The sequence below is a fragment of the Mesorhizobium sp. P160219 genome, assembly GCF_057786095.1.
This window is the reverse complement of sequence record NZ_JBYNWG010000001.1, coordinates 4,279,599-4,298,694: the sequence shown is the minus strand read 5'-3', so window position 1 is coordinate 4,298,694 and position 19,096 is coordinate 4,279,599. Positions and strand designations below refer to the sequence as shown.

At 60.9% G+C, this 19,096-nt stretch carries 21 protein-coding genes; 17 read left to right on the top strand and 4 right to left on the bottom strand.

The window, feature by feature from the left end; all coding sequences use genetic code 11:
- The 4 genes from AC3EMP_RS20800 to AC3EMP_RS20785 all read right to left on the bottom strand — a co-directional run bounded on the left by AC3EMP_RS20800 (position 1) and on the right by AC3EMP_RS20785 (position 3,266).
- Positions 1 to 657, bottom strand: a complete 657-nt coding sequence (locus AC3EMP_RS20800) for a TVP38/TMEM64 family protein (RefSeq protein WP_023688606.1) — start codon at positions 655 to 657, stop codon at positions 1 to 3.
- Between the two features lie 17 nt (positions 658 to 674).
- Positions 675 to 1,457: a glycosyltransferase family 2 protein gene (locus tag AC3EMP_RS20795; RefSeq protein WP_196813777.1), complete on the bottom strand. Its 783-nt coding sequence runs from the start codon at positions 1,455 to 1,457 to the stop codon at positions 675 to 677.
- Positions 1,458 to 1,706: 249 nt separating this feature from the next.
- Positions 1,707 to 1,946 (bottom strand): hypothetical protein, encoded by a 240-nt coding sequence (locus tag AC3EMP_RS20790; protein ID WP_023696527.1) that lies wholly within the window; start codon positions 1,944 to 1,946, stop codon positions 1,707 to 1,709.
- Between the two features lie 177 nt (positions 1,947 to 2,123).
- Positions 2,124 to 3,266 (bottom strand): hypothetical protein, encoded by a 1,143-nt coding sequence (locus AC3EMP_RS20785; protein WP_352498240.1) that lies wholly within the window; start codon positions 3,264 to 3,266, stop codon positions 2,124 to 2,126.
- 257 nt (positions 3,267 to 3,523) lie between these two features.
- Here AC3EMP_RS20785 and AC3EMP_RS20780 point away from each other — a divergent pair, with 257 nt between their 5' ends.
- The 17 genes from AC3EMP_RS20780 (at position 3,524) to AC3EMP_RS20700 (ending at position 18,996) form a co-directional block, all read left to right on the top strand.
- The gene (locus AC3EMP_RS20780; protein WP_023745126.1) at positions 3,524 to 4,408 is read left to right on the top strand and encodes a dihydrodipicolinate synthase family protein; all 885 of its coding nucleotides are present in this window, start codon (positions 3,524 to 3,526) and stop codon (positions 4,406 to 4,408) included.
- A 23-nt stretch (positions 4,409 to 4,431) separates the two neighbouring features.
- Complete coding sequence (locus AC3EMP_RS20775) at positions 4,432 to 5,091, top strand: GntR family transcriptional regulator (protein ID WP_023706209.1); 660 nt, start codon at positions 4,432 to 4,434, stop codon at positions 5,089 to 5,091.
- 63 nt (positions 5,092 to 5,154) lie between these two features.
- The gene (locus AC3EMP_RS20770; RefSeq protein ID WP_352711946.1) at positions 5,155 to 6,492 is read left to right on the top strand and encodes an ABC transporter substrate-binding protein; all 1,338 of its coding nucleotides are present in this window, start codon (positions 5,155 to 5,157) and stop codon (positions 6,490 to 6,492) included.
- Positions 6,492 to 7,430, top strand: a complete 939-nt coding sequence (locus tag AC3EMP_RS20765; RefSeq protein WP_023670984.1) for a carbohydrate ABC transporter permease — start codon at positions 6,492 to 6,494, stop codon at positions 7,428 to 7,430. Before AC3EMP_RS20770 ends, AC3EMP_RS20765 begins: the two co-directional genes overlap by 1 nt.
- Positions 7,431 to 8,252, top strand: coding sequence for a carbohydrate ABC transporter permease (locus tag AC3EMP_RS20760; protein WP_023684659.1), 822 nt, complete (start codon positions 7,431 to 7,433; stop codon positions 8,250 to 8,252). It begins immediately after the preceding gene.
- A 39-nt stretch (positions 8,253 to 8,291) separates the two neighbouring features.
- Positions 8,292 to 9,353 carry an ABC transporter ATP-binding protein gene (locus tag AC3EMP_RS20755; protein WP_023693413.1) on the top strand — a complete coding sequence of 354 codons (1,062 nt, stop codon included), beginning with the start codon at positions 8,292 to 8,294 and terminating at the stop codon, positions 9,351 to 9,353.
- A 265-nt stretch (positions 9,354 to 9,618) separates the two neighbouring features.
- On the top strand, positions 9,619 to 10,896 hold the full coding sequence (locus tag AC3EMP_RS20750) for a tyrosine-type recombinase/integrase (RefSeq protein ID WP_352504698.1): 1,278 nt from the start codon (positions 9,619 to 9,621) through the stop codon (positions 10,894 to 10,896).
- Between the two features lie 2 nt (positions 10,897 to 10,898).
- Positions 10,899 to 11,075 (top strand): hypothetical protein, encoded by a 177-nt coding sequence (locus AC3EMP_RS20745; protein ID WP_023745132.1) that lies wholly within the window; start codon positions 10,899 to 10,901, stop codon positions 11,073 to 11,075.
- Complete coding sequence (locus tag AC3EMP_RS20740; protein WP_023745133.1) at positions 11,075 to 11,335, top strand: hypothetical protein; 261 nt, start codon at positions 11,075 to 11,077, stop codon at positions 11,333 to 11,335. The genes AC3EMP_RS20745 and AC3EMP_RS20740 overlap by 1 nt, the downstream gene beginning before the upstream one ends.
- 10 nt (positions 11,336 to 11,345) lie before the next feature.
- Complete coding sequence (locus AC3EMP_RS20735; protein ID WP_352671882.1) at positions 11,346 to 11,924, top strand: hypothetical protein; 579 nt, start codon at positions 11,346 to 11,348, stop codon at positions 11,922 to 11,924.
- Positions 11,925 to 12,008: 84 nt separating this feature from the next.
- Complete coding sequence (locus AC3EMP_RS20730; RefSeq protein ID WP_352504701.1) at positions 12,009 to 12,227, top strand: hypothetical protein; 219 nt, start codon at positions 12,009 to 12,011, stop codon at positions 12,225 to 12,227.
- Between the two features lie 180 nt (positions 12,228 to 12,407).
- On the top strand, positions 12,408 to 15,044 hold the full coding sequence (locus AC3EMP_RS20725; protein ID WP_352504703.1) for a PriCT-2 domain-containing protein: 2,637 nt from the start codon (positions 12,408 to 12,410) through the stop codon (positions 15,042 to 15,044).
- A gap of 248 nt (positions 15,045 to 15,292) precedes the next feature.
- Entirely contained in the window at positions 15,293 to 15,490 is a 198-nt protein-coding gene (locus AC3EMP_RS20720; RefSeq protein WP_352504704.1) for a hypothetical protein, read from the top strand.
- Positions 15,491 to 15,507: 17 nt separating this feature from the next.
- Entirely contained in the window at positions 15,508 to 16,155 is a 648-nt protein-coding gene (locus AC3EMP_RS20715; protein WP_352671878.1) for a helix-turn-helix domain-containing protein, read from the top strand.
- A gap of 159 nt (positions 16,156 to 16,314) precedes the next feature.
- Entirely contained in the window at positions 16,315 to 16,731 is a 417-nt protein-coding gene (locus AC3EMP_RS20710) for a hypothetical protein (RefSeq protein WP_352504706.1), read from the top strand.
- A 203-nt stretch (positions 16,732 to 16,934) separates the two neighbouring features.
- Positions 16,935 to 18,290: a hypothetical protein gene (locus AC3EMP_RS20705; RefSeq protein ID WP_352504707.1), complete on the top strand. Its 1,356-nt coding sequence runs from the start codon at positions 16,935 to 16,937 to the stop codon at positions 18,288 to 18,290.
- Positions 18,291 to 18,696: 406 nt separating this feature from the next.
- Positions 18,697 to 18,996: a PRC-barrel domain-containing protein gene (locus AC3EMP_RS20700; RefSeq protein WP_352504708.1), complete on the top strand. Its 300-nt coding sequence runs from the start codon at positions 18,697 to 18,699 to the stop codon at positions 18,994 to 18,996.
- The last annotated feature ends 100 nt before the right edge of the window (positions 18,997 to 19,096 follow it).

The following is a 19,096-nucleotide window of genomic DNA, read 5'->3' as shown; positions in this document are numbered from 1 at the left end:
TCAGGTTGTTTCGGAATTGTGATGGTACATGACGAACCTGCCGACCAACGTCGCGCCTGCAATAACACCTCCAGCCAGCATCAGCAAAAAAACCTGGTGAAACTCAGGCGATTCGAGAGACGCCGCATTGCCGAGCAATGAACCGACATAGACATAACCAAAAAGGGCGGGAAGCGACGCTGCGGTTCCTATCACGTAGTCGGCGAGGCGAATTCCACTCGCGCCCAGCGCAATGCTTGTGGCGGCAAAGGGAACGACCGGTGACAGGCGGATCAGAAAAACCGATCGCCAGCCGTCAGCGGCAAGGAACTGTTTGACCTTGTCGAGGCCGCCAACAATTTTCGTGTTGGTAAAAGGAACGTTTTGCAGACCCTTTCGGCCTACGTAGTAGCCGACGATGCCGCCGGCCAAAGTCCCGACGAGCGCCATTGCCGATCCACCGGCGAATCCGTAAACCGCTCCGCCTGCGATCCCGAGCAGGGACGCCGGCAATATGCCGGTGGCGGCCACTAGAAACTGCATCACGACCAGCGCAACGAAACCGAACAGCCCTGTCTGCTGAACGCTCGCTTTGGCGATCCGCAAGATATCGTCGAGATAGCCCGACAGCGCCGCGGGGACGAGAACCATCGCAAGGCCCGCCACACCGAGGGCCATTCGTGTCCGACGCCTCATCAGATATTGCTCCCGACGAATAACGGATCTTGTCGAATGCCCAGTTTGCTGAGGCGAAACTTCGCCGCGGTTTTCAAGACACCCAAGCCATAGACGACGCTACGCCGAAAGTTGATCGACGACGCCTCCGGGAAGTATCTCGTCGGACAGGACATCTCGCCACCACGCAGGCCGAGATAGACGGCCTGGCAGACCATCTCATTGTCGAACACAAAGTCGTCCGAGCACCGGTGATAAGGAATCTCGGTCAACGCTTTCCGGCTCCAGCACCGAAAGCCAGTGTGAAACTCCGACATTTTCTGACCGATCAGAATGTTTTGAACCAGGGTCAGAAAGCGATTGGCGATATATTTATAGACCGGCATGCCGCCGCGCAGGGCACCCTTGCCCAAGATGCGCGAACCAAAGACGTAATCATACTCGCCAGAGGCGACCATCGAGGCAATCGCCGGCACCAACCTGGGCGAATATTGATAATCGGGATGAAGCATCACGACGATATCGGCATCGCGCTGCAGCGCCGCATCGTAACAAGTCTTCTGATTGCCACCGTAGCCTTTGTTGATCGAATGCTCGATTGTGTGAATGCCGAGCTGTCGCGAAATGCCGACAGTATCGTCCTTCGAGAGATCGTCCGTGAGAATAACGTCGTCGATCAATTGCATCGGCAAGGCGAAGTAGGTCTTCTCCAGTGTAGCCGACGCATTATAGGCGGGCATGATCACCGCCACACGCAATCCATCAATCATTTCTACGCTAACGCCCCGATGTTGCGTTTCCATTGCCGGAAAACGTCCTATAGCGCAAGCCGGCCTAGCATTTCCCGGACCACGTGCAGCAAAAACGCCACGCAATGTTTTCGCCCGCACCAAAGACGCCGGAACGAGAGACCGTGGTGGTCGAGGTCCCTGTTGAGGTCCCGGTTTATGTCGAGCCGCCAATCCAGTCGACAACAGAACTCGCGCGCCTGCTGGCAAAGCGGGTCCGGCGCAAGGCGCTTTCCCTGGTCGGGTTGTCCTAAAGTTAGCAGATCAAGCAAACTGGGGCCGTCGGTTGCCGGGCAACGACGGCGCGCAGTCAGATCCATTCCAGATTGATGTTTCGGATGTTTCCTGGGCGATGCGCTGGCGAATGCGCTCCACCCGATGCGCTATGTCTGGCGACACCCGGTCGTGCGTTTCAACCAGAATGGCGCCGACAGCATCTTGCAGCCCAGCTTCGAGGATGGCTTCCAGGCATTCGGCTTCGCTGCCCTCAATGTCCATCTTCATGATCGATGGCACGCCGGCGGCGCCAACGCCGGTACAGATGCCACCGCAGGGTATTTTTCCAGGCGGCTCTCGGAAAAGCACTCCGCCATTCCAGGGCTCTCCGTTGCACTGACGATCACGCTGGCAACGGCATATTCGACAGCTGATGAAACCCGGGCTCGACAGTCTGCGCATCAGTCAGCGGAACAGATACCGCGATACCTCCGGATTGCCACGGCGCCACATCACATTGTCCAGAAAATAATGGTGCACATTGATGAAGATCAGCACGATGAAGAAGAACAGCGATGACCCCAGCACTTGCCTGTCATACGGGATCAAGGCCGTCAGCGCGGATGGGATCAGCCAGAAGCCGAGATAGCCAAGGGCCGTGCCGCCGACGATGAAGCCGAGGAGCCGAAACCTGTATAGGGGTCCAAGAAAGGACAGGATTTTCGGCTGCGGATCGCCTTCAGCGTCCAAGCTGTCGCGCTCGACGTTCGTCTGGTAGCGCCAGACCACGGCGAGGTACTGCAGCGAGTGGAGCGCTGGCACGATCAGCAGCCAGAGCGGGTTTATCCTTGCAATCAGGATCCAGAGATAGAGCGACGCGACATAGGCCACCAGACCGTTATAAGGCAGGCCGCCGCCGTTCTTCCGCCAGCGATTGACCAGCATCAAAAGCGTAGCCGCCGTCGACGCAACGGCCGCCAGCATGGCGATGTTGGTGACCCAGGAAGGGGCCGCGAAGGTGTAATAGTCCAGGCCGTAATATTTGCCTTGGGTGACTGCGGTATTCGTCTGCAGCCATGCCAGGATCCACACCGCATAGGAGTTGACCAGCAGCACCTTCTTGTCGCGGTCGTCGAAGAATTTGCGCTTCAGCACCGCATCCACCATCAGCATGCCATAGCCCTGCTTGACGTAGTGCCAGCCGACGAAAAAGAACATCGCGTTGGTGGCATAGCCGAGCAGGCGCGTGTTCGCCGCCGCCGCGCCATAGGCGAAGAACCCGGCCATGGCGAGGGGCACGACAATGCCCGCGAAGATGTAGCGAAGCTGCAGGCTCCTGTCGTAGCCGTCGCCCGTCACCTTGCGCCCGAAATTGCGGTAGAAAAGCTGGTAGGAGTGGGCGAAGTGGGGATAGTTCACGAGATAGGCAACGATCACCATCGTTGCGGCCACCGGACCCTCATATTCGAGCGGAACGAGAAACAGCACCGGCAGGATGAGAAACGCGCTGCCGCCCAGCATGAGGAAATCGGCGACCGGGCCGAAGAGGTACTTTTGAGGCGCCGCCGCCTTAGGAGCGACAGCATCCGCCGAAAGCTGAAGTGTCATGTCAGAACCTCCCCTGGGAAAGGCTGAGTTTAGCCATCGACTGGGATGGGGACAAGGTTGGAGCTGCCGCTCCGCGCCCGAACACTGGGCCATCCTGCTGTTTCGCCAATGGTCTCGATCCGCCATGGCTTGAACCCGTGAACCTCTCGATAAAAAAGGTGGGGGGCCTCCGCTGTTAAAAAAGCGCACCACCCCAATTTACGACTAACATGTTAGTGTGCTAGCACAGCATACATACCTGCTTCGGAGACCTTCCGGTGACATCACGCTTTGGCCTTTCGGCCGCTCTCGCCACGCCTTTCGATGCCCGCGGGCAGATCGCCACCGCCCCCATGATCGCTCAGGCCGAAAGTTGCCTGGCGCAGGGTTGCGGCAGCGTGACGCTTTTCGGCACCACAGGGGAAGGCGCATCGGTGGGCACGACGGAGCGGCGGTCGGTGACCGAGGCCATGCTGGCTGCTGGAATCCTGCCGCATCAACTCGTTGCCGGCGTGCTGGTCGACGCCGCCGAAGACGCCGCCGAACAGGCACAGCATGCCTTGCAGCGAGGCGCCCGAAACATTCTGCTGGCCCCGCCGAGCTACTTCAAGAATGTCGGCGAGGACGGCCTTTTCGGCTGGTTCTCCGCCGTCTTTGCCGCGCTCGGCCCCCTCGCCCGTGACGTGCTGCTCTACAACATCCCTTCGGTTACCATGGTGCAGCTTTCGCTTGGCCTGATCGGCCGGTTGCGCACTGCTTTTCCCGACGTGGTCGCCGGGGTCAAGGATTCCGGTGGAAATTGGAGCTACAGCGAGGCGCTGCTTGCCGCCCATGGCGATCTGGTGATCCTGATCGGCGATGAAAGGCATCTGGCGCGTGCGGTGCGACTGGGTGCTCAAGGCGCAATCTCGGGCATGGCCAATTTCGTCCCGGGCGAAATCCGCGCCATGGCCGAGGACGGGCGCGACGATCCTCGCGTCGAGAGTTTTGTGCTCGAATTGCTCAAATATCCGGTCACCCCGGCGGTAAAGGTGATGGTGGCGCGTAAGACCGGCGACGAGCGCTGGCTGGCGGTCCGTCCGCCGCTGGAGCCGATCGCGTTGCAAGGGCAGCAGCAGCTTGCCTCAGCCTATGACAGCTTGTTTGCCAGGGAACCGGCCTGACCGGCAAAGGGAAGCGCGCCGAAATGGAAGACGGCAACGAACCGACCACCCTCAGGGAGAAGGCCTATGCCAGCTTCACGCGGCATTTGCTGGCGCGCGACTTCAAGCCAGGCCAGTTCGTGTCGCAACGTGAGCTGGTTGCCTTCACCGGACTGCCGCTCGGCGCCATTCGCGAGATCGTGCCGCGTCTCGAGGCGGAAGGACTGCTGACGACCATTCCGCAGCGCGGCATGCAGATCGCCCATATAGATATCAGCCTGATCCGCGAGGCCTTTCAGTTCCGCCTGTTCATGGAGCGTGAAGCGGTGGCGCTGTTTACGGTCAGCGCCTCCGATGCCGAGCTTGCCCGCTTGCGGCGCGAGCATGAGGACATGCATGCCCAGGCGCTTGCGCAGACCCCGACGCCGGAGATGGAGGCCAAGGCGCAGACCATCGACTGGGCCATGCACGACACGTTCATCGATGCGCTGGGCAACGAGATCATCGCCAAGGCCTATCTGGTCAATTCGGTGAAGATCCGCCTGATCCACCAGGAGCGGTTCCGTATCGACGGGCGCGTCGTGCCGGTCATGCGCGAGCACCTGGCGGTGATCGAAGCCATGGAGAGCCGCGATCCAGGGAAGGCGGTCGAGGCGATCAGTCTGCATATCGACAAGGCGCGCCGGCTGGCGCTGCAGATCTGAGGAAACCTGAGCCGCACCGCGGTCCGCGATGCAATCGATAACGACAACAACCGGGAGGAAGAAATGTCGTGCAATCTGTTCAACCCAACCAGGAGGCAACTGCTTCAGGGAACCGCGGCGCTTGCCGCCGCCGGCTTTGCGGGCGTTCGCCCAAGCTTTGCCGCCGGCGTCGACTGGAAGCGCTTTGCGGGAACGACGCTTGACGTCAATCTGGTGAAAAGCCCGCGCAGCGACACGCTGATAAAATACATCGCCGAGTTCGAGGAACTGACCGGGATCAAGGTCAATGCCGAAGCGACGCCGGAACAGCAGCAGCGCCAGAAGACGGTGATCGAACTGAGCTCCGGCAAACCGAGCTTCGACGTCGTGCATCTGAGCTACCACGTGCAGAAGCGCCAGTTCGAAAAGGGCGACTGGCTGGCCGACATATCAGGCTATCTCGCTGACCCGACCCTGACCGATCCTGCGCTGGTGGAAACCGATTTCGCCGATGCCGGCATGCTGTTTGCCAAGGACGGCCAGGGCGTGCTGCGCTCGCTGCCGTTCTCAGTCGACTACTGGATCGTCTACTGGAACAAGGAATTGTTCGAGGCCAAGGGCCTCAAATACCCTGAAACCTTCGAGCAATTGGTGGCGGCGGCCGAAGCGCTGACCGACCCGTCGACCAACACCTATGGATTTGTCGGCCGCGGCCTCAAGAACGCCAACACGCCGGTGTGGACGTCGCTTATGCTCGGCTACGACATGACGCCGCTCGACGACAAGGGCAAGCTGCGCACGACCTCGCCCGAGGCGGTCGAGGCAGCCAGCCTCTACCAGCGGCTGATGACCAAGTCGGCGCCTCCAGGCGTCACCGGATTCAACTGGGCCGAAGCCCAGTCCGCCTTCCTGCAAGGCAAGATCGGGATGTGGTTCGATGGCGTCGGCTTTGCCCCGCCAATGGAAAATCCGGAAAAGTCACGAGTGGTCGGCAAGGTTGGCTACGGCGTCATGCCGAAGGGGCCCAAGGCGCATGCCGCCGGCACCTTTGGCGACGGCCTCGGCGTGACGGCCACCAGCGAGAAGAAGGAGGCCGCCTACCTCTTCTGCCAGTGGGCGATTTCGCCCGCCATGGGCGCGCGCCTGCTGCAGGCGGGTGCCGGCGTGCCGTTCCGCAAGTCGGTGCTGGAAAATCCCAAGGTGCGCGAAGGCGTCACCATGCCGGCGAGTTGGCTCGATGCCGTGGTCGGCTCGGGCAATGTCAGCCGGCTGTCGCTGCCGGTCATCATTCCGGTCACCGAGTTCCGCGACATCTATGGCGTGGCGCTGACCAATCTGATCGCCGGCGCCGATCCGGCGGAGGAACTGAAGAAGGCCACCGAGCAGTTCCAGCCGGTGCTCGACCGGAGCGAGCAAGGCTGATGTCCGCCATCACCCCAGAACGCACCGGGGTGACGACGCAAGCCATCGAAGGGGGCCAGACCATCCGGCTGGCTCCCAACTACTGGCCTTTCGTCGTCCCGGCGCTCGTCGTCGTCGGCGCCGTGATCGTCTTTCCCTGGGCCTTCACACTGTGGATGAGCGTCAACCGCTGGACCCTCGGCCAGGCGCGAAGCTTTGCCGGGATGGAAAATTACCTGCGGCTGGCCGTCGACCAACGCTTCTGGGAATCGCTTTTCCATACGCTGACCTACACGGCGCTTTCGGTTGCGGCGCCGATGTTCCTCGGCACTGTCGCGGCGCTGATCTTCGACGCCAAATTTCCGCTGCGCGGCCTGTTGCGCGGCGTCTTCGTCATGCCGATGATGGCAACGCCAGTCGCCGTGGCGCTGGTCTGGACGATGATGTTCCATCCCCAGCTCGGCGTGCTCAACTATCTGTTGTCGCTGGTCGGCATCCCGGCGCAGGAATGGATCTTTAATGCCAGGACGGTCATCCCGTCCCTGGTTGCGGTCGAGACATGGCAGTGGACGCCGCTGGTGATGCTGATCGTGCTGGGCGGCTTGGCCTCCGTGCCGCGCGAGCCCTTCGAGAGCGCCGAGATCGATGGCGCCAACGCCTGGCAGCAATTCCGCTATCTCACCTTGCCGATGATCGCGCCGTTCCTGATGATCGCGATGATCATCCGCACCATCGATGCGCTGAAAAGTTTTGACATCATCTATGCCATGACCCAGGGCGGACCGGGCACGGCCTCGGAAACCATCAACATCTATCTCTACAACACCGCCTTCTCCTACTACGACATCGGCTATGGCTCGGCCATGGCCGTGGTGTTCTTCATCGTCATCGTCGCGCTGTCCTTCATCCTGCTGATGCTGCGCCAGCGCTCCCAATGGATCGGGGTGGAGGGCAAATAGATGAGTTCACGGCTGCTCAACCGGATCGGGCTGTTTTTCGCGGCTCTGGTCTTCGTCTCGCCGGCGATCCTGTTCTTCCTCTGGATGGTCTCGCTGTCGCTGAAGTTCGAGATCGACAACGGTGCATACCCGCCGATTCTGATCCCGGAACATCTCGCCTGGTCGAACTATGTGAAGGTATTCGAGGAGAACAATTTCCTGCTCTATTTCTGGAATTCGGTTCTGGTGACGGGCACGGCAACGTTGCTGGCGCTGCTGATCGGCGTGCCGGCGGGCTATGGCATCGCGCGGCTCAAGGCCGAACGCTCGGCGGTGGTCATCATGATCGCCCGCATGACGCCGGGGCTTTCCTATCTCATTCCGCTGTTCCTGCTGTTCCAGTGGGTCGGCATTCTCGGCACACTGTGGCCGCAGATCATCATCCATCTGGTGGTGACGGTGCCGATCGTGGTCTGGGTGATGATCGGCTATTTCGAGACCACGCCGATGGAGCTGGAAGAAGCGGCCAACATTGATGGCGCCAGTTCCTGGCAGGTGTTCCGGCTGGTCGCCTTGCCCATCGCCAAGCCGGGCATTGTCGTCGCCTTCATCCTGTCGATCATCTTCTCATGGAACAATTTCGTCTTCGGCATTGTGCTCGCCAGCCGCGAGACTCGCACGCTGCCGGTCGCCGTCTACAACATGCTTTCCTACGAGCAGGTGAGCTGGGGTCCGCTCGCCGCCGCAGCACTTGTGGTGACGCTGCCGGTGCTGGTGCTGACCCTGTTCGCGCAAAGGCAGATCGTCGCCGGGCTGACCGCAGGCGCCGTCAAGGGCGGCTGAGGCACGGCCCCGACATCACTCATTTCCGGGAGAAATCCAATGGCATCGGTAACAATCAACAACGTTCAGAAGGCTTTCGGAGCCGCCAAGATCATCCACGATGTCAGCGTCGACATCGCCGATGGCGAATTCGTCATCCTGGTCGGGCCGTCGGGCTGCGGAAAGTCGACGCTGCTGCGCATGATTGCCGGACTGGAAACGATCTCGGGCGGCAGGATCGCCATTGGCGATCGCCTCGTCAACAATCTCAGGGCGCGCGACCGAAACATCGCCATGGTGTTCCAGAACTACGCGCTCTATCCGCATATGACGGTGGCCGACAATATGGGCTTTGCCCTGAAGATCAAGAAAGCCGATCCGGCCGACACCGCCGGCCGCGTCGGCAGGGCCGCCAGCATTCTCGGCCTGGACAAGCTGCTCGACCGCTATCCGCGTCAGCTTTCCGGCGGCCAGCGCCAGCGCGTCGCCATGGGCCGCGCCATCGTGCGCGACCCGCAGGTGTTCCTGTTCGACGAGCCGCTGTCCAATCTCGACGCCAAATTGCGCGTGCAGATGCGCGGCGAGATCAAGGCGCTGCACCAGCGGCTGGGAACCACCACCATCTACGTTACCCACGACCAGATCGAGGCCATGACCATGGCCGACAAGATCGTCGTGCTGCATGACGGCCTTGTCGAGCAGATCGGCGCGCCGCTCGATCTCTACGATCGCCCGGCCAACCTCTTCGTTGCCGGGTTCATCGGCTCGCCGGCGATGAATTTCATTCGCGGCCATGTCGAGGAAGGTGTTTTCCGCAGCGCCGGTGGACTGATCTTGCCGCTGCCGGAAGGCATCGACCTGGCAAACATACCCGGCGGCGACCTCATCTACGGCATCCGCCCCGAACACATCCGAGCGACGACCGCCAAAGGAATCCCCGGCACGATCGTGCTTCTGGAAGCAACGGGTTCGGAAATCTTTGCCAGGGTCAACTGCGCCGGAGAAGAAATCTCCTGCCTTTTCCGCGAGCGGCTGGCACTGAAACAGGGCGAGCAGATGCGCATCGAGATCGACCGCGCCTGCGCTCATCTGTTCTACGTCAAGACCGGGCGGCGATTGTAGGGGGCGATGGGGGCTGCTGACAGGGCAACTTCCGCACGAAATATTTCTGGTGAGCGCGTCGGGGTTCGAACCCGAGACCTACTGATTAAAAGTTCTTTTTTGGCCTTTTGGGCAAGCTGTTGCTTTCATTTGATTTTATCCGCGTCTGCACATAAGCCATTGATTTCTATAGGACACCTTTTGACAAATCAGGACACTGTGAGACAATAACCGCACACTGCTAGCCGTCGGGCCGACGGACACAGTGCGGACACAGGAGCCTGACGTGAAGCTTTCAGATGTCGTGATCAAGAACCTACCGGCACCCGCCAGCGGAAACAAGATTACCTATGACGACGACGTGAAGGGCTTTGGCGTTCGCGTTACCAAGGCTGGCGCGCGGGCCTTCATCTTGAATTACCGCACTCGCTCCGGCCTGGAGCGCCGATATACGATCGGCTCCTTCCCAGACTGGAAAAGCGGTCCCGCACGCGAGGAAGCGAAACGCCTCAAGCAGCAGGTTGATGTGGGCGCTGATCCAATGGGTGACGTTGCCGCGGCGCGCGACGCAAAGACCGTGGCCGACCTGTGCGACCGTTTCGAAGAAGAACATCTGACCAAGAAGCGAGCTTCAACCTCTCGCGACTACAAGGCTTTGATCAAGAACCACATCCTGCCCGCCCTGAAAAACAAGAAGGTTGCTGAGGTCGAGTTTTCCGACATCGATGAGCTGCACCGAAAGATTTCGAAAGGCGCGCCCTATCTAGCAAACAGGACGGTGGCCGTTCTGTCGAAGATGTTTGGGCTCGCCATCAAGTGGAGGTGGCGCGCAGACAACCCCGCCAAGGGCGTCGAGCGCAATGATGAGCAGAAGCGCCATCGGTATTTGTCTATCGCCGAGTTGGCGACCCTGACCAAGGCGCTTGCCGAGCATGAGGACCAACAAGCCGCGAACATTGTGCGGCTGCTGCTGCTGACCGGCGCGCGCCGTGGCGAGGTCCAGGCCGCAAAGTGGGATCAGTTCGACATCAAGGATGGCGTGTGGACGAAACCAGGCTCGACCACGAAGCAGAAGACACTGCACCGCGTCCCCCTCTCCGCCCCTGCCCGGCAACTCCTCGTCGCCATCCATGCCGCCGCAGAGAAGGCAGCCGCGAAGCGTGGCGAAGACCTGTCGCCCTTCGTGTTCCCCGGCCGCGGCAGCCCGCACCGGATCGAGATCAAAAGAGCATGGCGTGAGCTTTGTGTCGCTGCCGGGATCGTGCAGGCGACATCTGCAAAGGACAGCAAAGGCAAGGAGCGGGTCACCCTGACGCCAACGGCACGCCTCCACGACCTGCGGCACACCTACGCCTCCGTCCTGGCGTCGGCTGGCCTGTCGCTACCGATCATCGGTGCCTTGCTCGGGCACTCGCAGCCGGCCACCACGGCCCGCTATGCGCACCTGATGGACGACCCGCTCCGGCAGGCAACTGAGCGAGCCGGCGCGATTGTGATGCCAACGGGCGAGAGCGCGAGTGGCGCGACGTCAGCGGAGATTTTTCCCATCAGGCAAGGAGCTTGACGATGAAGACGCTACAGCAGGCGGCGGACGACCTTATGGAAGCGATGCAGGACGAGGCAGACCTCGCCCGGCTTAAAGATCAGGCCTTGCTCGATGCGCTAACAAAGCGCGCCCCGCAACAGCCGCAGGAAGGTGCGGCCAAGTCGCCGGACGTCGCCACTCGCAAGGGATCGCAGTGATGGCCGTACAACTTCTTGGCGCGGCACCGATCCGAGCTGGCTGGGAAAAGGCCTACGATGCTGCGGTCCTTTTCGAGGCGAGGTATCCGCGAGCCGCTCCACCAACGCAGAAGGCGGTCGCCAAGCACCTCCTCGACGAGGGCGTGCTTCCGACCGGAAGCACCTCCCAGGAGACAGCCGAGGCCATGGTGCAAGAATGGCGGTGGGTTTGGCACTACGTGGCCGGCGTCGATCTGTACCGGGGTTGGATGACGGAATAAGAGGTGCACTATGGACCATCTTAGGGCTGGGATTGCCAATATTATCAGCGGAGCTGAGCAACAGCGCCGCGACGGGCTGATGGACGCTCTGAGGGCGGCCGCGGGCGCTTATGCCATTGACCGCGAGAAGAGCGCCAACATGGCATTGGCCGCCGTATCGGACTTTCTCCACGACGAACAGCTGGAAGCGCCGTTCCGGTTCTTGGTCGACATCCTGGACGAACGTCGGAAAAAAGGACGGCGGGCAAAGCCACTCCAGCGGGCGGTGGACGAGGCCTTGACGGTAGCAGCGGTCGACGCCCTGGTGGCGGAGAAACATATCTCGCTTGAGCAGGCTTGCAGGGACGTGGCGAAGGCAACTGGCGGCCGTATGAAACTTGGCGACGGAGAGTTGCAGCCTTGGGAGCAGCTAAAGAACCTGCGAGACAACATTCGCCACCGCAAAGCTAGCCCCGAGGCTACCGAAGTTTACGATTACCACTGCCGTGGTGGGTGGCAGGCTCAACCTTACGGACCGCCTGCGCCATTGACGCTCGATTGCGTAACGGAAATCTGGGCAAAACACCTCGAAGACAAATCCTGTAAATAGACCCTACTTTTACTACAGGCTGGCTTCAACGATCTTGTCATCCATTGTCAACGCACGGTGTTGTGCAGACCCTTGGAGAGCAAGATGAACACCACTGACGTCCTTCTTAACGGCTACCTTGACCGGGCATCGCTCGCAGATGCGCTGAAGTGCTCTGAGCGCACGGTTGCCAGATACGAAAATCAGCCGGACGGCATACCGAGCCTCATGGTGGGCGGGCGTAAATTGTATCGCCTTGTCGCAGTGCGCGAATGGCTCGACCGACGCGAGCGCAGGCCAAATCCACGGCGCGCGGCATATTAAGCGAAACCGCCGTCGCGAATGACTGGAAGGGTGGAGCACTGCCGGCAGCGCGCACAAAACCCCAAGGAAGGCAACACAGAAACACCCCGAAGTGGCGCCGCCGAGCCCGCCGACGGGCTCGCTGCGATTGCCGAGCCGCCAGAGCGAACCGTGAACGGCATTGAAATGGAACTAAGAACAATGAACATTCTCGACACCGCGACGGCCGAAAACGCTACAAAACTGATCGACCTGACGGCGTGGCGGCTTGCGGCACTGGCGAACGGCTACCTCGTCATGCTCACCCGCGACAAGGCGACCCCGCTGCATGACGCATGGCAGACCCTCGAACCGACACCGGAGATGATTATCAAGTGGGGCCGGTCGCGTAAGGGCGGCTCCAGCGGAGTGATTATCACCCCGCCGCTGATCGCGTTCGACGGCGACATCTACCAAAAGGAAATGTCCGACCTAGCATTCGAAGAGATCATGAACGGCGCGCCGGACCTGAACGACGAGCGCAACCCGCTGCTCATTCGCAACAGTGTCGGCCACAAGTTCACAATACTGGCCCGCATCGAAGGCGACTTTGACAGTATGTCTTCGCGTGCCTGGCTGCCGCCGGAGACGGACCTTGAGAAGGTCGCAGCGATGCCCCCTACAGAGCGAAAGGCGTTCATGAAGCAGAACAAGTGCCAGCTCGAAATTTTCGGCGGCACGCGCAAGCGGTACATAGGCGTGATCGGCACCCATTCGTTTGAAGCCGACGGCAATACGGTGGCCGCTAAATACTCATGGGTCGACGCGTCACCTGCCAACACGCCAATCGACAAACTGCCGTTGGTGACGAAACAGCAACTTTACGCGATCTGCGATGCCGTCGACCGGCTGTTCGAAAAGCGTGGTTGGGTGAAGCTGACCCACGCATCGCAGCGTGGGGATACCGGCAACCACAAGCCCGGCAACGACCCACATGCCGGCATCGAACTGTTATCGGCGGCCATGGCCGTCATCCCAAACGACAACGTCTCCTGGGACGAGTGGAACAAGGTGGGAATGGCACTGTGGCGGGCGTCGGAAGGCAGCGGCGAAGGTTTTCAGCTGTTCGATGAATGGTCGAAAAAGGCGGTGGGTAAGTACGACTACGCATGTTGCGCGGAGAGGTGGGAAGGCTTTGCAAACTCACCGCCCAGCGAGATCGGCGCCGGTACGATCTTCTATATGGCGAGCGAGGCAAATCCGAACTGGCGCGAAGGCCTCGACCGCGGCGACGGTGACCGCCCCCTCATCACAGTAAGGGCCGGTATCCTGCACACACTAGCGACGCAGGCGGAAACGGCGCTGATCGACGCCGGCGCACCGCTCTACGTTCACGGTGAAAGGATCAAGCGGCCTGTCGTCGACGAAGTCGACGCGTCCAAGGGGCGAAAAACCAAGGTGGCGAGGTTTGCGGAAGCCACGACCGACACGCTCAAAGACCATATGTCCCGTGTCGCTAATTTTCAAAAATGGGATGCCCGCAAAAAGACTTACGTGCCGACCGATCCATCCCACGACCTCGCTGCAACAATCCTTTCGCGTGATGGCGAATGGCGGCTGCCGCGCGTTGCGGGCGTCATCACCACGCCGACGCTGAGACCCGACGGAACCATCTTGAGTGAACCGGGCTATGATCCAGCAACACGGCTGATCCTCATCGACCCGCCGACGCTGCCGGCGATATCTGAAAGGCCAAGTCGAAGCGACGCGCTGCGAGCGCTCAGCACTCTCGACGGGCTCCTCACGGAGTTTCCATTTGCAGATGATGCAAGCCGCTCGGTGGCGCTGTCCGGGCTGATCACGCCGGTGGTGCGTGGTGCGCTAGTCGTCGCACCACTGCACGTGGTCAATGCCCCGGAAGCCGGTTCGGGCAAGAGCTACATCGTCGACCTCGCGTCCGCTATTGCCACAGGGCAGCGATGCCCGGTTATAGCGGCCGGCAGGACAGAGGAAGAGACGGAGAAGCGGCTCGGCTCAGCGCTCATGAAAGGGCAGGCGTTGATCTCGATCGATAATTTGAACGGCGAACTCTACGGCGACGCGCTGTGCCAGTTCATTGAAAGGCCAGTGAATGAAGTCCGCGTTCTGGGTCAATCGAAGAACGTCCGGATTGAGAGCCGGTCCACCATGTTCGCGACCGGCAACAATATCAAGATCGTGGGCGATATCGTTCGGCGATCGATCACCTGTTCTCTCGACCCCAATATGGAGCGGCCAGAGCTGCGGCAGTTCAAAGCCGACCCGTTCGAAATGGTGCTGGCCGACCGCGGCCACTACGTCGCCGCAGCTCTTACCATCGTTCGCGCATACAGCGTGGCCGGTTGTCCCGCTACGCTGCCGGCGCTGGCTTCGTTCGGTGACTGGTCACGGCTGGTTCGCTCAGCGATCGTATGGCTCGGTCGCACCGACCCTGTCGATACGATGGAAGCCGCGAGGGTCGACGACCCGAAAAAGACCCAGGTTCGGCAAGTCGTCGCTGCATGGCGCGACGCCTTGCAGGGTGAGGCAGCACGGCCTGACCCTACGGCCTTAGGCAAGCCGCTGGCCACAGCCGGGCTGAAAGAGCTCGCGGAAAAGAAGGGGACTATCGGCGGCTTCAAGCTCGACAATCCCGGCCTGCACGCGGCGCTGCTCGAAGTGGCCGGAGTGCCCGGCCGAGGTGAAATCGACACGCGAGAGTTAGGCAAATGGCTGGGGAAACAGAGCGGACGCGTCGTCGACGGCTTAAAAATCACATCCGTAAGAGACACGCACGCTAAGCAGAACCTGTGGTGCCTGGCAGAAGTGGGCGGCGGATAATGCAGCTGCGACGGCAGCAGCGGCGATGCTCGGGCACTTTGCGGGTATCAGCGGGTATCAGCGGGTATGCTTTCGATCCAACGAATAAAACTGTCGGAGTAATTACAATACCACACCTGACATCTATGAATTTATGGCCAAAAACATACCCGCTGATACCCGCTGATACCCGCACAAACCTAAACTCGGCTGAAAAACCTCTGCAGAACGACCACCGCTACCTCGCGCAGCTTAGGAACGAGATTGCCATGACAGACGATGACCACCTGCAACTGCGATCGGCTCTCGCCGAGGTCCAGCGCCTGATCCTTTCGGCGCCACACGCCAAGGCGATTGCAGTCCCTGACGACGGTCGAGCAAGGGAGCAACTTCGAAAATGGATCAAAGACGCGGAGCTGGCGCTGCGCGGCGGGCCGCAGGTTACACAGCACGACGGCGACGCGTGATAGGTTGAGCGAAGCGGATGGCGCGTCCTAGTCTCTTCAAACCTGAGATGGCGCAAACACTGCAGGACCTCGTGGCGCAGGGACATTCGCTCGGCGAGGTGGCGGCTGAGCTAGGCGTCAGTCGGATGACTTTGCACCGATGGATGCAACGTTACGTTACAACTTTGCGACAACCCCTAAAGGACGGGCTGACGCAACGCGCCGCGAACCGGGCGGCCGAAGCGGAACGCCTTTACGGGATTAGACACGCCAGGAACCGGCAATGGCTGCGGCTGCCGCCAAGGCCGAGCCGCGTCGACGCAACAGCTGCCCGCGCCACGCTGGGTTTGCTGCTAACGGAAGCGGCTACCGTGGCACCGGACGCCCTCTTGGAGGCTGGCGAGCCGATTATGAGCGCTATAGGACCCGCTCAAGATCAGGAGGCCGTGGGCCGCCACTCCGAGGCACATCCTCGGCCTGAAGATCGCCTAAGCGACCGCCGGCGAGCTCGCCAGAGGTCTTCCCTCGATCGCTCCGAGTTTGACGACGTATCTAGCTGGCATCGAAACCAACAGAGCCGCGGCGCACGGGGTCAGCCTATCGAACCCCAAGAGCCTCATGATTGGCAGAACGAGACGGACGACGGCGAAGCGCTGCCTATGGAAGATCCGCTAGCGGAGTGGTGACTTTTGTCCTCGCCCCCCATCCGCCTCACGCGCCAGGACAGCGGCTGCCACTGATGTTTTATCAGTAGACAGTTATGGACAAGTATGTTGATTTCGCTTGACTTTATGGGTCGCTGACTGCCTCGTGTCCGCACGATGTCCGCGATCAGAGCGTGAAATATGCCTACAGCTAGCGACGTAGCAGCCCTGCACAAGCCTGTAAGAGCGGCTAAGGTCGAAGCCCAAAGCCGCCTGACCACGGGCGGCCAGCTGTTTCTCGGTCGCGTCGACGGTCGCTCGACTGTGGCTAGGCGCTATCGGGATGTGCTGGCACTGCTCAGTGACGCCATCGGCGGCGCGCCATCCGACGCTCAAGCCCTACTGTTGCGCCGCGCTGCCACCCTATCGGTGATTTGCGAGCAGGCCGAAAGCGACATGGCCGGCGGCAAGCCGATCAACGCTGCCGCCTACAGCACCTCCACCAACACACTTCGTCGGGTACTCGCCGATCTCGGTCTAGCAAAATCTCGTCGCGCGCCCACTGCGGCGGCGTCCAAGCGGCTTGCCGGCACAATTGCCGGTTACCTCGCGGGGTAACAACAGACCATGTTGATCACAAAACGCACCCTGCCCGTGAACAACGCGCTCGCGCAACTCAGCGGAGCCTTCAACCGCACGCCACAGCAAGTTGTCCGAAACGGCATGGGTACACCCCCCTCGCTCGCGTCTGCGGCCCAGTGGTTCTTGGAAGATTTCGCCCGCATCAACGCTTTCCTCGCAACCCGAAAAAGGACACGACCATGACCAGTATCACCGGAGAGTGGGCACCGAACCCCGACGAGCTCGCGATGAGCGATAAGATGAACTCCCGGCGTAGCGACCGGCTGAACGCCCGAACGGTCGACAGCGACGAGCTCGGCGAAGTCGACGAGATCGACGAGGCCCTGAGCGCCGGCATTCCAGCCCACCGCCGGGCCAGCGAAATGAGCGATCTCGACTTCGCGCAGCTTACCGAACGCTCCAGCCCCGAGATCAAGACCTACGGGCCGGGCGAAGTGACACCCCTCGATGAACTCCTGAACGCCCAGCCCGCAGCGCCGGCTGCCGAAGACGCCGCCGCGCTCAAAGCCGAGGTGGCCAGGCTGCAGAGTGTCGTAGACCGCCTTGAAACCGACATCGCGCGATATCTGGCCCGGTATGCCGAGCTCGATGAAAGCCGCGCCGACGTCGTGTTGAACGGCGGCAACATCGAAAAGCTGCACAACGATCTCCGCGACGCCGAGCAGATGGTCAAGTCACTCACGGCCGCCGTCGAGCCGACGAAGGCCATGCTAGCTAAAGCCAAGACAGCCTCGCGCAACGCCACGGTCGGAAGGCAGGCCGTCGCTGCCAAGACCGAGCACTATGCACCGCTCGCCGACGCCTACGAGACCATGTTCGAGCTTCTGGCCGGCGTCTGTCACACCGCTAAGGTGATCGACGAGCACATGCTCGCCATTGAAGGCACCAACATGGCGGCGTTGGCGGCCGGCCGGGCGGACCTTGTAATCGACGCTCGCGCGATTAGACGGGCTGTAGTCGATACGATCGGCACGATGCGGGCCAGTGTCGTTGTCCCTGTCCGCATGGGTGAGACCGACGAGGCGTTCGAAGTTCGGCTTTGGTCCGTGGTCGAAACGAACGCACGGAAGGACCCGCGCAGCAAGAGCAACAAGACCATTGGCAAGGCTATGCTCACGGACTGCCGCGCGATGCACATCGAACGGCACGCGAACGAGGATGGCAAGGCCTACAGGGCACGCCAATGGGCCGCCGCCGCTATCACACTGCATTCGCAGCGATCCAAAGACGAAAGCGACGCGGATCACCGCCTGCGGCTGCGCGACGCGCTGGCAAAACGATTGCAGGTCGACCGCAAGGGTGAGAGCGACGATGCCTATCAGCTTAGGGTCGGGAACGCGCACGCCCTTTCGTTTTCAGGATATGATCAATCCGATCCACTGAAAGACGTGGCGGAAAAGGCCATGAAAGCCACCCGAAAGCATGCGCTAGGGCTCGAACCGACTGCGCTACATAGGCAGCACATGAACGTTCGTGAACTCGCGCCATTGCCGGGCGACACCAACGTCGTGCGGCGGATCGGCCGCCGCGAGTAGGGCAGCGGTTATAGACAGGATTTGCGGGAAAACTTGGCGCGAGGCCTGTCGGTCTCCGCGCCATCAGCGATATTCGAGCCACTTGGCAACTTTGTGGGTAATGGGATCGTACAGAGACTGGTCGCTCAGTTTGTCCCTCATGCCGGGCGACCGGCTGGCTAAGATTACTGGGGTTTTCTTGGTGAGCCCGCGTTTCGCTGTTATTGAGGTCGTCCGGAGGCAACAAGCCTCCCGCAGCCCGACAACTCAGCGGAGGGCGTTTCGTCTGCGGTTCTATTTGTCCAAACCGGGCGGCCAGAGATACTGCACCTTGTTGACGCCGAAATGATGCGGAAATCGCCCTTTCTTCGGAACGGACGGAGATTTCGATTGTTGGAATGGTCTAGACCGAGAGGAGATACCGACAATGGACCACACCAAGCATGTGCGGCTCACAGGCACGGAACTGACTCAGGACAATCTGGAAGATGCCACGATCTATGGCCCCGACGACGAGAAAATCGGGACGGTCTCACACACGCATGGGGCCGGCGATGCTACACAGGTCGTGATTGATGTCGGCGGGTTTCTGGGGATCGGCGCTAAGTCTGTTTCCGTGCCCGCCAGCCAGTTGGACTTCATGCGGGATGAAGATGGCGATGTTCACGCAGTGACCTCATGGACCAAAGATCAACTGAAAGAGATGCCCGAGCATCACGACGCTTGAGGCAATGGGGCTCTGCTCCACCGAAATCCAGAAAGGCCCGCCGGCTCAGGTTGGCGGGCTTTTTTTGCGTTCGATTTAGACTTCGCGGGTAGCCGGTGCC